Raw genomic sequence first — 13655 nt, 5'->3', positions numbered from 1 at the left:
GTAACAGCGAGGGTTACAGGCAGTTTTTAGCCCTACTTTTCGAGGGAACAGGGTGTAACAGTACGCCTAGAGAAGGTTTCAGCGATCGCAGTGCCCTCAATGACGGGGAAGGGGTGGACAGTGGATAGCCACGCTGACTACTCAGACCCGATCGCTCGTATCCAGGTGTGGCGATCGGCGTTGAGTTTCCTCGAACCGGACGGCAAATGGTCAAAATCGCCCCTTCTACAGCAGTGGGGGCAGGTTCGCTATGCGCCTGACGCTGGAACAACTCTCAGCGCTGGAAGGGCAGTTAGAGACGGAGTACATGCAAGCCCTCGATCGGTTTCTACACCGCAAGTTAGCAGGGCATCGGAAAGACCCGACACGCATTCAGTTAGAGCTACCGTTGTGGAGAGTGAATGGCTCATAGCTGCCAGTTTTGGATTAACCGCTTTCGGGATGACTTTCTCCAGCGTGGGCGGTCAGAAACGTCATGGTTGACGGACTATCAGAAAATCTTGAATCGTTTGCCTCCAGGCGCTACCCTGACAGCTAACCTGCTGCATGAGGTGGTGACTAGCACGCCAGTGAACAGCAAAACGAGAAAGAGAGCAGCGATGGTTTGCGGGGCGATTGCACGGTTCGCCGGCGTGAAGTACGACCCAGCTCCCTACGCTGGCAAGTACTCGCCCGCGATGGTCAACCCGCGTAACATTCCCAGTGACGAGCTGATCTGTCAGTCCTATGACAGGCTCACTAACCCCGGTTGGCGTTGGGTGTCATCGCTACCTACGGCTTAAGACCGCATGAAGCCTTCAGACTGGACTTTGACCGCTTTCGTGAACGCAACCCGATTGTGTTCGTGCAACCCAACACCAAAACGGGTAGCCGCTTAGTGTGGGCATTCCATCCTGAATGGGTCGAACGGTTCAGCCTTTTCTCAGTGGAGCTGCCACCGATTGACCTGACCCGACGAAACATTAAGGTGGGTGAATCAGCGAGTCACTACTTTAGGGATGTAAAACTGCCCTTTCGCCTGTACGATATGCGCCATCGCTGGGCAATTCGCACACTTAAATACGGGCTGGACCCTAGCTTGGCTGCGAAGCAAATGGGACATAGCCGCGATGTGCATGACCGCATTTACCATCGCTGGATTGAGGAATCGGTTCAACAACGGGCGTATGAGGCACTGTTGCAGAAAGCCGATCGTCCGAAACCCCCTTAAAACTACAGAGAGAGGATTGTTAAACCCGCTCTCTGTAAGCTTCCTGGATACCCCCAGGGGAATTCGAATCCCCGTCGCCTCCGTGAAAGGGAGGTGTCCTAGGCCTCTAGACGATGGGGGCGTATCAACCAGACCTATATAAGGGTAACGAATGCGGCAGCATCTGTCAACCTGAAGCACTATTCTTGAAAGCTCCGGGTAGAGTTGCTTCGTTCTGCGATCGCCTTTTTAACATGCCGTAAAATTCAACATCCCGTAAAAGCGTGGTCTAAGCAAGGTCTTTAGAGTTCCGCAAGCGAATGAGTCGTCGTCGCATTTGCGGTGACGCTTGAGTTTCTGGAATCTCCGCCGCCTCGACATTAATCTGAAGCGGCTCTAAATACTCATCTGTGCCACAGGTAAAGGCATCAAGCAAAAGCTCCAGAAGATGCTCACGATCATTCAGCGCTCCCTTTTCTTCGATTAGCCTAAACTTGAGATGAATTTCACACTCATAAACCCCCACCTCAGGAACTGTGGGCTGCTGACGTTCTAAATCATGGTTCATTTTTGAAGTGGCTTTTTAGCACAGCGAAGAAAATCCAGGTTACACCAACTAATTTTTGCCGAACGTTTTGAGCAGTTTGACAGACCAGGTTGGGTAGAAGCCTTACACTACATTGCAAACCTAACATTCCCATAAATTGACTCAAATCCGCTAAATAGCTGAACTTAAAATTGCTTGATTTTAAAAATTAGCTTTATCTTTAAACCAACTTCATCAATTCTTCACAACTGCGGTTTTCTACTTCTTTAAATGCAGTCTATCTAAGCCAGTAGCATTGATCTAAGGTTAGCAAACTTGAAGCTTTGTCAAAAGCATTGAGTCTTGTGACAATGGCTTAATGCTTTTTGAAGACGGTTTGCTGACATGCAATGAAGGTTTCCGTAAAGGTAGCAGGGTTTCTGAAGATGAAAAGGCTACATTGGCTGAATCGTATTAGCATTGTCTAAAGCTTTCAAGCCCATTGATGTAAAGGCATGATTTTAAGTAGGAGGCGTGACATTGCCTTTGTAATAACAACCTGTACAGTTGCTGCTGCTTCACTACAAAGCGGTAATTTTTCCGTGATCTTCAGTCTTTAAACTAAGAATTAGTCCCCTATGTTTGGAAAACCATTAGAGAATATACTGATAGAAAAAGCTAAAAAGATACGTTTCAGAGTGCAGATTTCTACCAACGCATTGATGCTCTTTTTGTCAAAACGGTAGTTTTTGACGCTCAGTATACTGAGAGACGATCGCGCTAACGCAGCTCAGTATTGATTGACTAAGGGTTATAAATACAGATAGAACGATTGATCCAAGCAGTTTTGTTATTGTGCTTATACGTAGACACATTCTATGTGGAGATCTACGTGTATCCGCGCTTAAGTTGATACTTAAATGGAAAAAGCTGTAAATTGAAGAAAACGTCGAGGTATCTCATGGAACGTGATCAGCCGTCTCTGATTGTTGCAGCAGATGCTTCTTTGCAACCGGGTGATCGGTCGTTGCAGATCGCTCCTGCCGCATTGTCTGCGACTTCTGTCTTCAAGCTTTCACCGCTCATTCGGCTGACGCTTCTACTGTTATATCTGTCGTTGACGCTACCGCTGCCTTTTCTAGCCGCTATGACAGCATCCGTCATTCCATCATCCTTACTATGGACGGGCATTGGGTTGGGTGGGGTACTGCTATATGCCGCGCTGACCGAACGGGTAGTGCTAGATAAGGACGGTATTCATGTGAGGTACGCGGGTTGGGTGCCGCACTTTTTTCGTCGAGGGTGGTCGCTGGCATGGTCAGAGGTGACGGCATTAAAGCCACGTTCTACCGGACAGGGAGGTCTTGTTTATTACTTCCTTAGCCGATCGGGACAGGCATACCTATTGCCGATGCGGGTTGCTGGCTTTAACTGCATGGTCAACCGTGTGCAGACAGAGACAGATATTGATATGGCTGACGTGCGTCCACTCTCGCAACCGTGGATGTACTTTATTTTGCTGGGATGTACATTACTGCTGTTAGCGATCGATGCATGGACGATTGGGGCAGCGTTGCACCAACCGATATAAGGCTGATTCGTGCGATGTAAACCGCCTGACTACATTTAACCCTTTACACTTGACACAGTGCTTCGAGAGTAGAAACCTGACTTTGCAACCGCCTAAATCTGCCCAAATTCGTGCTGAGCGAGTTAGTCTTGCGCCCAAAATAGTGACCCCTGGTACAGTTCGTGCTGATAAACACTTGGCTGCAAACGTTCACTACCTGTTGAGGGAGGTCTCTTTTGAGGTGTTTCGGGGCGATCGCATTGCTCTGGTTGGCGCGTCTGGTGCTGGCAAAACGTCCTTACTGCGGCTGTTAAATCGACTGAGTGAACCGACTGACGGCGTGATTTATTTGGAGCAGCGGGCGCTGCATGAGATACCCGCAGTGCAACTACGGCAGCAGGTCGTGTTGGTGCTGCAAGAGTCAAAGCTCCTGGGTATGACGGTACAGCAAGCGCTTGCCTATCCCTTAACGCTACGGCAGTTAGAGAAACAAACGATTCAAGAGCGCATTCAGAAATGGCGCGATCGCCTCCATATGCCAGCAGATTGGCTGCACCGCACTGAGCTACAGCTTTCGGTTGGGCAGCGACAACTGGTAGCGATCGCCCGTGCTCTTGTCACAGAACCCAAGGTGTTACTTTTGGATGAACCCACTGCGTCACTGGATTTGGGTCGCGGTGATTGGTTGTTAAACGTGCTCAGCGAACTGGCTCAAGTGCACGGCATGACTGTGATCATGGCTAATCATCAACTAGAGTTAGCAGAGCAATGGTGCGATCGCGTACTGCATCTCGAACAGGGCGTGTTGCAACAAGATGTTGCCGCACAGCAGATGAATTGGCAAGCGCTCAAGCAAACGCTGGTCGCAGCAGAGGCACAGCAGTTAGAAGAGTGGGATTAAGTGACGAGAGGACGAAGGGCGATGGCGATCGATGACTGCATCCCAAAAGGACATGAAGCGCTTTCAAATGTTCTTAAGGCAATGTAACGCGATGTACAACTAAATTTGCCCTCATCCCCACCCTTCTCCTTGGGGAGAAGGGCTTTCGGACTTTTAAGGTTGGGCAGTCGCAGCAAGCATTTCAGGAAAGTCGCGCATCGCGTAGTATGCAGTCATTTTAGATTTATCAATGTCTTAAGTTCAATCTACTGCCTCAACCTTCTCTACCTTTAGATAGAAAAGCATTAGCAAAGACGCGCTTGATTTGCGTTTTTGCGTAGCGGACTGGTAAATTCTGTTTATTCATACCAAAGCCAAAAATAGACGTTACAGATCAAGCAAGCCGCCCTCACCCTCAATCCCTCTCCCAAAGGGCGAGGAACTTTGCCTTTAGCTCCCTTCTCCTGCGGGAGAAGGGCTGGGGATGAGGGCAAAGGATCGGTAGCCCTTGCACTTTGATTTGGTATCAAACTCTGGAGATGCCCGTTGAGCAAGATTGCGAAGCCAGTAATGTCTTTTGATGAAGCGGTATGCTATTGCGTGCAATGAGAGTAGACGCTTCCTTAAGACCGTTCGTTATGCGCTTTCGCTTGCTTCCCTATGTTGTTGCGGCTCTAGCCGCGACCATTGCCCTGCTTTTGACGCAATTATTGTACCCACTGCTCAATCCGCTCATCTACCCATTCTTTTTTGCAGCGATCGCCGTGAGTGCCTGGTTTGGAGGCTTCAGACCAGGCTTGTTAGCGATCGCCCTCTCAACGCTCTACAGTCTTTTCTTTCTCGTCGAACCGCTGTATTCCTTCAAGATCGTTAGCACCAAGCAACTGATACAGCTACTCACGTTCTTGTTCGTGGCGTTTCTCATTACCGTGCTTTGTTCACAGTTGCAGGCTGCTAAACGCAAAGCTGATTACAATTTGAAGCTGCTGCGTCTGAGCGAAAGGCGCTTTAGCCATCTGTCAGAAGCCGATTTGATCGGCATCATTACGACTGATTTAAACGGTGCGCTCGTGGAAGCCAATGATGTCTTTTTGTCGATGCTTGGTTACACGCGGGAAGAACTTCGCTCTGGTCGAGTTGACTTGCCAGCGCTCACTCCACCTGCTTATCTGGAGGCGCAGGAGCGATCGCTGCATGCACTGAGAACAGCGGGAGTCAGCACGCCCTTTGAAACGGCATACAGCCGCAAAGATAGTACCTACATTTCGGCTTTGATTGGTTCTGCTTTAATGGATGAGACGACGGTGATCAGCTTCGTCCTTGACATCAGCGATCGCAAACAAATTGAAGCGGCATTGCTGGAGGTCAACGCTCGCTTGGAGCAACACAGTACTGATTTGGCTGTTGCCAATGAAGAGCTAGAAACGACTGTGGAAGAACTGAAAATCGCTGAAGAAGACTTGTTGCGGCAAAATGAACAGCTCAGGACAGCGCAGCAACGGTATCAAGATTTGTTTGATTTCGCGCCAGACGGTTATCTGGTAACCGATACAGCGGGAATAATTCAAGAAGCCAATCAGGCAATGACCGCTCATCTCTCGTCTGGCTTAGCTGGGTTACTGGGTCAACCACTGTTCAACTTCGTCGCCAACCAGGATCTCGAAGTGTTTCGCGATCGCCTGAACCAACTAGCAGAGCCGCTTTCAAGGCAACGAGCACAGGTATGGGTCATGCAGCTACAAACTTGGCAGCAGCGTACCTTCCCGGCTGAACTGACGGTTGGTCGTGTCTATGACTCTACAGGTAACGTTTCCAGCTTGCGTTGGCTGATCCGAGATATTACAGAACGCGAACGGGCAGAAGCGAAGCTGCGTGAAAGTGAAAATTTGTATCGAGCGATCGGAGAAACGCTAGATTACGGCATTTGGGTTTGTGACCCCAACGGGCGCAATGTCTATGCCAGTGATTCGTTTCTACAGCTTGTGGGCTTGACTCAGGCGCAATGTTCTGAGTTTGGCTGGAGCGACGTGTTGCATCCCGATGATGCAGAGCGAACGATCGCTGCCTGGAACGAATGCGTTCGCACAGAAGGCATCTGGGACATCGAACACCGCTTCCGAGGAGTGGATGGTAATTGGCATCCGATTTTGGCACGGGGAATGCCCGTCAGGGATGAAGATGGGAAGATCACCGCCTGGGCAGGCATCAACCTCGATATCAGTCGTCAAAAACGAGTAGAAGCTGCCTTGCGCCAAAGCGAAGAGCGCTATCGCTCGTTAGCAGAATTGATCCCACAATTGGTTTGGACGGCTAGCAGTGAGGGCGCTCTACTCGATGTCAATCAACGATGGCTAGACTTTACAGGGCTAACCTACACCCAGGCACAAGCGGAAGGCTGGCAAACCATTGTCCACCCTGACGACGTGCCCATTCTCGGCGATCGCTGGTTGGCAGCGCAAGCGGGCAGCACTTATTACCGCGCCGAAGGACGTATGCGACGGAGAGATGGTGTTTACCGCTGGCATCTGCATCAGGCTGTGCCTCTGAAAGACGAGCGGGGACAGGTGCTGAAGTGGTTTGGCACCGCGACGGATATTGACGGTCAAAAACTCCTGGAACAGCAACGCGATCGTCTTTTAGAGCAGGAGCAAACTGCCCGTGAAGCCGCTGAAAACGCAAACCGTATCAAAGACGAGTTTTTGGCAGTGCTTTCACACGAACTGCGATCGCCTCTGAACCCCATCCTGGGTTGGTCAAGATTACTTCAGACCAGCAGGCTGGATGAGGCGCAAACGGCAGAGGCGCTGAAAACCATCGAACGGAACGCCAGATTACAAGCTGAATTAATTGAAGACTTACTAGATGTCTCTCGAATTTTGCAGGGCAAACTGAGCCTGAATGTCGCCCCAGTCGTTTTGACTACGACTATTCAAGCTGCGATCGAAACAGTCCGTTTAGCAGCAGACGCTAAAGCCATTCAGATCCAGACGCGGCTTGAGCCAAATGTAAGGTACGTTGCGGGTGATGCAAATCGCTTGCAGCAGGTGATATGGAACCTCCTTTCTAACGCCGTTAAATTTACGCCGACCGAGGGGCGGGTCGATATTCGTCTGGAGCAGCTAAACGCTCAAGCTCAAATCACCGTCGCTGACACAGGCAAAGGCATTGCGCCAGACTTTTTGCCCTACGTGTTTGACTACTTTCGTCAGGCAGAAGGTGCGACGACCCGATCGGTGGGTGGACTAGGGCTAGGGCTGGCGATCGTGCGTCAATTGGTTGAATTGCACGGCGGCACAATTCGGGCAGAAAGTCCTGGATTAGGTCAGGGCGCAACGTTCACTGTCATACTGCCGCTCATGCCAACGCAGCTAACGGTTAATCAGGTGAGCCAATCCTCTGAGCTACGCCTGAATTTAGATGGGATTAAGGTCTTAGTTGTTGATGACGATGCCGACGCACGCGCCTTTACTACTTTTCTGTTAGAGCAGTACGGAGCCACCGTAACAGCCGTTACCTCAGCAGCAGCAGCGTTAACTGCCATAGCTCAAACGAAGCCAGATGTGTTGTTAAGCGATATTGGGATGCCAGCGGTTGATGGCTACATGTTGATGCAGCAGGTGAGAGCCTTACCCCTGGAGCAAGGAGGACACATTCCCGCGATCGCCCTGACTGCCTACGCAGGGGAAATCGATTATCAGCGCTCACTCGCAGCAGGCTTTCAGCAGCACCTTGCCAAGCCCATAGAGCCAGTTGCACTCATCACAGCGATCGTCAGCTTAGTCAGAGGTGAAGCAAGGGCGTGATGCTGTGCTCGTTACTTGATCCCCCCTATGCTTAAACGTTAACCGAGAAGGATTGCTTCAAGGCTTCATTAGCTGCGAAAGAGCCGACTGTACTGGGTTTCGTGCTGCATACTCGCAAGAGCCAATCCCCAACCGCAGCTACTCAGGTCTTCGTCTGGCAGCGTCAGAATCTCCTCAACGGCAAGCTGGATGACTGGTTGAAGATACAGCAGCAGTTGTTGCCCTGCCGTTTGTCCTAGCGGAATTAGCTTGACACCCGCGTTGCTCAAGTTGGTTGCCCAACTATGCAAATAGCCCAACATGGCTGAACGTAAATCAATTTGCCAGTGAGCCGCCGCAAGGGCAAAGGCGATCGCAAAATGACAGCCCTCCTTCTGCAAAATCATATACGGCTGCTTGAGCAAGTGCAGATCGTGCCATAGCCGTAAGAGCGATCGCCCCATCTGCAAGCTTTGTAGCCGCAATTCCTCTGTTTCTCGCGCCGCTGATAGCCAATGGTTCCAGTCGCTTACGCGCTCCCAGTCATCTGCTTGACACGCTCGGTAAGCTCTGACCATCACTGCTGCTTCAACGCGAATCGCACCAAACCGTAGCTCTTGTACCATCCACGTTTCGAGAGCAGTGCGATCGTCCAGCTTACCCGCCTCCACCAGCGCCTCAATGCCCTCAGAGTAGCTATATGCTCCTACAGGCAGTGCAGGACTCGCTAACTGCAGTAAGCGCAATAAGGCAAAAGGCTCAACTTCATCCTTCATCCTTTAGCCTTTAGCCCTCATTCCTTCATGACTGTGCCCATAGGCTCCTGTTTCAGGCTGAAACGGCTGCACTTCTTCAACGACCTGTAAGCCCCGCTGCTCCAGCATGTCGCGCAGAACGGGATCGGGAGACAATCTTAAATAAGCTGGCTGAATCTCTAATGGGACATGGCGGTTGCCCAAATGATAAGCCGCTTGCAGTAGATGCCGTTCAGCCTCAGCCCGGACGGTTAACACAGGCTCTGGCTTAGCAAGCACCCGCACCACAAAGCCATCATCGGACTGCAACAGATCACCATCGCGCAACATTGTCCCTCTAGGTAACTGGAGATACACAGGCTGTCCTTCGGTGCTATCAAAGCGGTGACGCGATCGCGTCCGTTCGTCTGCTGTCAACTCTAGCGTTAAACTAACTGCCGTCTCCGAAGTCGCTGTTAAGCGTTGTGTAAGTGTTGTGATCACGGCTTCAAATGGCATTTTAGTGTGTTGAATCACAACAGAAGTCTAGTGCATTCAGGTGCAACACGATCGCGCCCATCTCAGCATTCAGCACAATACAAAAGATCTTCTTTGTTTTTTCACAAACCAACTAGCCGACTCACCATCCCTTTACTGACATACGTAAGTGTGGCGCTTAGCATAGTGAGCGTAACTTTGTTTGCCGCAGATTATAAGAGGTGTTGCATGAAGGCAGTGATATTGGCTGGCGGATTAGGTACACGACTGAGTGAAGAAACGGCAATTAAGCCAAAACCAATGGTGGAAGTGGGTGGTCAACCGATTCTCTGGCACATCATGAAAACCTACGCAGCCCACGGAGTCAATGACTTTATCATCTGCTGTGGCTACAAAGGGTATGTCATCAAAGAGTTTTTTGCTAACTACTTCCTACGCATGTCAGATGTCACTTTTGATATGCGCTTCAACCAGATGAATATTCACGCTGGTAAGGCGGAACCCTGGCGCGTCACGCTGGTTGACACAGGTGAAAACACCATGACTGGCGGCAGGCTCAAGCGTGTGCGGGAGCATATCGGCAATGAAACCTTTTGCTTTACCTACGGTGACGGGGTCAGCAACATTAACGTCACTGAGCTAATCAACTTTCACAAAGCTGAAGGCGTATCGGCAACGCTGACCGCTGTGCTGCCTCCTGGACGCTTTGGCGCAATCTCTCTCACCAAAGAGCAGACTAAAATTACGCAGTTCCATGAAAAGCCTGAAGGTGATGGTGCCTGGATTAACGGTGGTTACTTTGTCCTAGAGCCGGAAGTCATCGACTACATTGCCGACGATACGGTGATGTGGGAGCACGAACCGCTGAAAAAGCTGGCTCACGATGGCAAACTGTCCGCCTTCAAGCATGATGGGTTCTGGCAACCAATGGATACGCTCAAAGACAAGAATTACCTGGAAGACTTGTGGCACAAAGGAAAAGCCCCCTGGAAGGTCTGGTAACCCAACTAGCTTGCCCCTCAAACCACTCGTTAGCTTCGCAGTTCTCACTCAATTAAGGGCAAAAATTTATGTACGATTTTGCGATCGTCGGTGGTGGCATCGTCGGTCTTTCTACAGGCGTAGCTCTGAGCCAACGCTATCCAGACGCAAAAATACTGGTGCTTGAGAAGGAAAGCCGCTGGGCATTTCACCAAACTGGTAACAACAGTGGCGTGATCCACTCCGGGCTTTACTACAAACCGGGCAGCTTTAAGGCAACCTTTTGTCGCGCGGGTGCCCAGTCGATGGTTGCCTTTTGCCAAGAGCATGACATCCCCCATGAAGTCTGCGGCAAGGTCATTGTTGCCACTGAAGAAAAAGAACTCCCACTGCTGGAGAATCTCTATCAGCGTGGCTTACAGAACGATATTAAAGTTGCTCGACTCACCGCAGAAGAAGTCCAGGAGATCGAGCCACATGTCAACTGTATTGCTGGAGTACAGGTTTTTTCCACTGGCATCGCTGATTACAAAAAGGTCTGCCAAAAGTACGCTGAACTGGTTCAACAGGGTGGTGGTGATTTACGCCTCAACACCAAAGTACTCAAAATTGTTGAAACACCTACAGGTCAGGTGCTTGAAACTAACCAAGGTTCGTTTGAGACGCGGTTTGTCATTAACTGTGCTGGCTTACACAGCGATCGCATTGCTAAACTCGGCAACGTTGATCCTGAAGCAAAGATTGTGCCGTTTCGTGGGGAATACTACGAGCTAACCCCTGAAAAGCGCTACCTGGTCAAAGGTCTCATTTATCCTGTCCCGAACCCTGACTTCCCGTTTTTGGGTGTCCACTTTACCCGCATGATCGACGGCACTGTTCATGCAGGACCGAATGCAGTGCTCAGCCTCAAGCGCGAAGGCTACAAAAAGACCGACTTTGACCTGCGTGACTTTGCTGAGGTCATGACCTATCCCGCTTTCTGGAAATTGGCTGCCAAGCACGCTGACGAAGGGATTAAAGAGATCATCCGCTCGTTTAGCAAAGCCGCGTTTGTTCATAGCCTGCAACGCCTGATTCCAGAAGTGCAGGCTGCGGATGTCGTTCCCACCCATGCAGGTGTACGGGCACAAGCACTCATGAACGATGGCAAGCTGGTAGACGATTTTCTGATTATCAAAGGTCAGAATTCCGTTCACGTTTGCAATGCCCCCTCTCCGGCAGCAACTTCATCCATTGAAATTGGTAAAGCTGTCGTTGCCCAAATCCCTGCCCCACAGCACTTACGCACAACCGTTAACGCTTAGCACGATTACTGATTAGCACGATTACTAGGAAGACGCAATGAAAGTACTGGTGACTGGAACAGAAGGGTATCTTGGTTCATTACTGGCTCCCCTCCTCATGGAGCGTGGGCATGAAATTACGGCGGTTGATACTGGCTACTACAAAGTTGGCTGGCTTTACAACGGCACAGACTTGACGGCTAAAACCCTCAACAAAGATATTCGCCATATTACGGTTGAAGATCTGGCGGGTATTGAGGCGATCGTCCACATGGCAGAATTGTCCAACGACCCCACGGGTCAACTGTCGCCCACGATTACCTACGACATCAACCACAAAGGTTCGGTGCGGTTAGCTGAACTGGCAAAAGCCGCTGGTGTTCGCCGCTTTGTCTATATGTCCTCATGCAGCGTGTATGGGGTTGCCAGTGGCGACGGTCTGACCACTGAGGAAACGCCTGTCAATCCTCAGACTGCGTATGCTGAATGTAAAACCCTGGTAGAGCGGGACGTGAGACCCCTTGCAGATGATAATTTTTCGCCCACATTCATGCGAAACGCCACTGCGTTTGGTGCCTCTCCCCGAATGCGCTTTGACATTGTGTTGAACAATCTGTCAGGACTTGCCTGGACAACGAAAGAGATTAAAATGATCAGCGACGGTACACCCTGGAGACCGCTGGTTCATGCTCTGGACATTGCGAAGTCGATCGCCTGTGCCTTAGAAGCACCCCGCGACATCGTGCACAATCAGGTCTTTAACGTGGGCGATACCGCAAACAACTACCGAGTCAAAGAAATTGCTGAAGTCATCGCCGACGTGTTTAAGGGCTGCCAGCTCAGCTTTGGTGACAGTGGCTCGGATAACCGCAGCTACCGGGTCTCGTTTGAGAAAATCAATACTCAACTACCTGGCTTTAAGTGTGACTGGAATGCCCAACGTGGCGCACAACAGCTTTTCGACCTGTTTAACCGCATTGACATGACAAAAGAGATCTTTGAGTCACGTGGCTTTACGCGTCTGAAGCAGCTTGAGTATCTGATTCGCACCCAGCAAATTGACAAAGATTTCTTTTGGAGCAAGTAATGAAATTCACCGAAACGAAGCTAAAAGGCGCATTTATCATTGACCTGGAGTTGCGTAACGACGATCGTGGTGGTTTTGCCCGCACCTTTTGCGCCAAAGAATTTGAAGAGCATGGGCTGAAGCCAACCGTTGCTCAGTGCAATCTGTCCTTTAACTACAAGGCAGGTACGTTGAGAGGGATGCACTACCAGGTGGCACCTGCGTGCGAAACCAAGCTGGTACGCTGCACCAAGGGCGCGATTTATGATGTCATCATTGATATGCGTCCTGAGTCGCCTACCTACATGCAACACATTGGCGTGGAATTGACGGCAGAGAATCGACGGGCGCTCTATGTGCCAGAACTGTTTGCCCACGGCTATCAAGCGCTGACGGATGACGCTGAGGTGGTCTATCAAGTGGGTGAGTTCTACACGCCTGGTTATGAGCGAGGGCTGCGCTATAACGATCCAGTCTTTAGCATTGAATGGCCCATGCCTGTAACCGTCATTTCCGAAAAAGATGCTGCGTGGTCACTCTTTGAGCCAGTCCCGGTTTAACTCAGTCGGTGACGATCGCGGTTTAGTGTCAACTCCACCTAACTTTCAGAGGCTTTTGCATGAAAATAAGTGTGATTCTTCCTTGCTTCAACGGAGCACAAACCATTGCTGTTCAGCTTGAGGCGCTAGTCAACCAGCAATGGTCTGGCTTGTGGGAAGTGGTGGTGGTCAACAACGGCTCCACTGACAACTCAGTCGAAATTGTCGAGCAGTACCGCGATCGTCTACCAAACTTACAGATTGTGGATGCCTACACCCCGCCTGGTCCACGGTTGGGAGTATCCCATTCCTATAACGTCGGTCTTAACGCAGCTACAGGAGATGCGTTTGTTTTCTGTGAGGCGGATGATGAAGTGGCATCCGATTGGTTAGCCGCAATGGCTAACGCCCTCTCTAAATTTGAATTCGTTGCTGGAGCACTGGAACATAAGCGTTTGAATGAAGCCTGGTTAAGTGTGGCTCAGGATCAGGGCGCACAGTCGGAGGGCTTAGTGGATGTCACCTATCCGCCCTACCTACCCTTTGCCTTTGGGGTAGTGCTCAAGATGTAATGATGGAGAAGTAGAGTCTTTGCAGTTCTCCTACC

At 50.5% G+C, this 13655-nt stretch carries 15 protein-coding genes and 1 tRNA gene; 11 read left to right on the top strand and 5 right to left on the bottom strand.

The window, feature by feature from the left end; all coding sequences use genetic code 11:
* Positions 1–13: 13 nt before the first annotated feature.
* Positions 14–271, bottom strand: coding sequence for a hypothetical protein (locus tag AC5JO6_RS28005; RefSeq protein ID WP_496084337.1), 258 nt, complete (start codon positions 269–271; stop codon positions 14–16).
* On the opposite strand from AC5JO6_RS28005, the gene AC5JO6_RS28000 reads away from it, so the two are divergent.
* Genes AC5JO6_RS28000 through AC5JO6_RS27990 form a run of 3 tightly spaced genes read left to right on the top strand, consistent with a single transcriptional unit; the run spans position 251 to position 1210 of the window.
* A complete protein-coding gene (locus tag AC5JO6_RS28000; protein WP_496084336.1) occupies positions 251–412 on the top strand; it encodes a hypothetical protein in 162 nt (53 codons plus the stop codon). The genes AC5JO6_RS28005 and AC5JO6_RS28000 overlap by 21 nt on opposite strands.
* Entirely contained in the window at positions 402–782 is a 381-nt protein-coding gene (locus AC5JO6_RS27995; RefSeq protein ID WP_496084335.1) for a hypothetical protein, read from the top strand. The genes AC5JO6_RS28000 and AC5JO6_RS27995 overlap by 11 nt, the downstream gene beginning before the upstream one ends.
* Positions 755–1210 carry a site-specific integrase gene (locus tag AC5JO6_RS27990; protein ID WP_496084334.1) on the top strand — a complete coding sequence of 152 codons (456 nt, stop codon included), beginning with the start codon at positions 755–757 and terminating at the stop codon, positions 1208–1210. The genes AC5JO6_RS27995 and AC5JO6_RS27990 overlap by 28 nt, the downstream gene beginning before the upstream one ends.
* A 48-nt stretch (positions 1211–1258) precedes the next feature.
* Here AC5JO6_RS27990 and AC5JO6_RS27985 read toward each other — a convergent pair.
* Both AC5JO6_RS27985 and AC5JO6_RS27980 read right to left on the bottom strand, forming a co-directional pair.
* A tRNA-Glu gene (locus AC5JO6_RS27985) sits at positions 1259–1331 on the bottom strand.
* A 147-nt stretch (positions 1332–1478) separates the two neighbouring features.
* Positions 1479–1757: an Npun_R1517 family heterocyst differentiation transcriptional regulator gene (locus AC5JO6_RS27980; RefSeq protein WP_496084333.1), complete on the bottom strand. Its 279-nt coding sequence runs from the start codon at positions 1755–1757 to the stop codon at positions 1479–1481.
* Positions 1758–2676: 919 nt separating this feature from the next.
* Here AC5JO6_RS27980 and AC5JO6_RS27975 point away from each other — a divergent pair.
* From AC5JO6_RS27975 to AC5JO6_RS27965, 3 genes are all read left to right on the top strand, one after another.
* Positions 2677–3306: a hypothetical protein gene (locus AC5JO6_RS27975; protein WP_496084332.1), complete on the top strand. Its 630-nt coding sequence runs from the start codon at positions 2677–2679 to the stop codon at positions 3304–3306.
* 82 nt (positions 3307–3388) lie between these two features.
* Positions 3389–4186 (top strand): ABC transporter ATP-binding protein, encoded by a 798-nt coding sequence (locus tag AC5JO6_RS27970; RefSeq protein WP_496084331.1) that lies wholly within the window; start codon positions 3389–3391, stop codon positions 4184–4186.
* A gap of 617 nt (positions 4187–4803) precedes the next feature.
* A complete protein-coding gene (locus tag AC5JO6_RS27965) occupies positions 4804–7968 on the top strand; it encodes a PAS domain S-box protein (RefSeq protein WP_496084330.1) in 3165 nt (1054 codons plus the stop codon).
* Positions 7969–8036: 68 nt separating this feature from the next.
* Here AC5JO6_RS27965 and AC5JO6_RS27960 read toward each other — a convergent pair whose 3' ends face one another.
* Both AC5JO6_RS27960 and ureE read right to left on the bottom strand, forming a co-directional pair.
* Positions 8037–8723 (bottom strand): urease accessory protein UreF, encoded by a 687-nt coding sequence (locus tag AC5JO6_RS27960; protein ID WP_496084329.1) that lies wholly within the window; start codon positions 8721–8723, stop codon positions 8037–8039.
* Between the two features lie 3 nt (positions 8724–8726).
* A complete protein-coding gene (ureE, locus tag AC5JO6_RS27955) occupies positions 8727–9200 on the bottom strand; it encodes an urease accessory protein UreE (RefSeq protein WP_496084328.1) in 474 nt (157 codons plus the stop codon).
* Positions 9201–9407: 207 nt separating this feature from the next.
* Here ureE and rfbF point away from each other — a divergent pair, with 207 nt between their 5' ends.
* From rfbF to AC5JO6_RS27930, 5 genes are all read left to right on the top strand, one after another.
* Positions 9408–10181 carry a glucose-1-phosphate cytidylyltransferase gene (gene rfbF, locus AC5JO6_RS27950; RefSeq protein ID WP_496084327.1) on the top strand — a complete coding sequence of 258 codons (774 nt, stop codon included), beginning with the start codon at positions 9408–9410 and terminating at the stop codon, positions 10179–10181.
* Positions 10182–10249: 68 nt separating this feature from the next.
* Positions 10250–11464, top strand: coding sequence for an L-2-hydroxyglutarate oxidase (gene lhgO / locus AC5JO6_RS27945; protein WP_496084326.1), 1215 nt, complete (start codon positions 10250–10252; stop codon positions 11462–11464).
* A 37-nt stretch (positions 11465–11501) separates the two neighbouring features.
* Positions 11502–12530: an NAD-dependent epimerase/dehydratase family protein gene (locus AC5JO6_RS27940; RefSeq protein WP_496084325.1), complete on the top strand. Its 1029-nt coding sequence runs from the start codon at positions 11502–11504 to the stop codon at positions 12528–12530.
* Positions 12530–13069, top strand: coding sequence for a dTDP-4-dehydrorhamnose 3,5-epimerase (gene rfbC, locus AC5JO6_RS27935; RefSeq protein WP_496084324.1), 540 nt, complete (start codon positions 12530–12532; stop codon positions 13067–13069). The genes AC5JO6_RS27940 and rfbC overlap by 1 nt, the downstream gene beginning before the upstream one ends.
* A 59-nt stretch (positions 13070–13128) precedes the next feature.
* On the top strand, positions 13129–13620 hold the full coding sequence (locus AC5JO6_RS27930; RefSeq protein ID WP_496084323.1) for a glycosyltransferase family 2 protein: 492 nt from the start codon (positions 13129–13131) through the stop codon (positions 13618–13620).
* Positions 13621–13655: the final 35 nt, after the last annotated feature.

Source organism: Tildeniella sp. (assembly GCF_059505325.1).
The sequence above is the reverse complement of the archived record's forward strand: the minus strand, read 5'-3'. Positions and strand labels throughout refer to the sequence as shown.

Coding starts and splice junctions, on each gene's coding strand:
- AC5JO6_RS28000 (WP_496084336.1), top strand. CDS start 251: ATGCGCCTGACGCTGGAACAACTCTCAGCGCTGGAAGGGCAGTTAGAG.
- AC5JO6_RS27995 (WP_496084335.1), top strand. CDS start 402: ATGGCTCATAGCTGCCAGTTTTGGATTAACCGCTTTCGGGATGACTTT.
- AC5JO6_RS27980 (WP_496084333.1), bottom strand. CDS start 1,757: ATGAACCATGATTTAGAACGTCAGCAGCCCACAGTTCCTGAGGTGGGG.
- AC5JO6_RS27975 (WP_496084332.1), top strand. CDS start 2,677: ATGGAACGTGATCAGCCGTCTCTGATTGTTGCAGCAGATGCTTCTTTG.
- AC5JO6_RS27965 (WP_496084330.1), top strand. CDS start 4,804: ATGCGCTTTCGCTTGCTTCCCTATGTTGTTGCGGCTCTAGCCGCGACC.
- AC5JO6_RS27960 (WP_496084329.1), bottom strand. CDS start 8,723: ATGAAGGATGAAGTTGAGCCTTTTGCCTTATTGCGCTTACTGCAGTTA.
- ureE (WP_496084328.1), bottom strand. CDS start 9,200: ATGCCATTTGAAGCCGTGATCACAACACTTACACAACGCTTAACAGCG.
- rfbF (WP_496084327.1), top strand. CDS start 9,408: ATGAAGGCAGTGATATTGGCTGGCGGATTAGGTACACGACTGAGTGAA.
- lhgO (WP_496084326.1), top strand. CDS start 10,250: ATGTACGATTTTGCGATCGTCGGTGGTGGCATCGTCGGTCTTTCTACA.
- AC5JO6_RS27940 (WP_496084325.1), top strand. CDS start 11,502: ATGAAAGTACTGGTGACTGGAACAGAAGGGTATCTTGGTTCATTACTG.
- rfbC (WP_496084324.1), top strand. CDS start 12,530: ATGAAATTCACCGAAACGAAGCTAAAAGGCGCATTTATCATTGACCTG.
- AC5JO6_RS27930 (WP_496084323.1), top strand. CDS start 13,129: ATGAAAATAAGTGTGATTCTTCCTTGCTTCAACGGAGCACAAACCATT.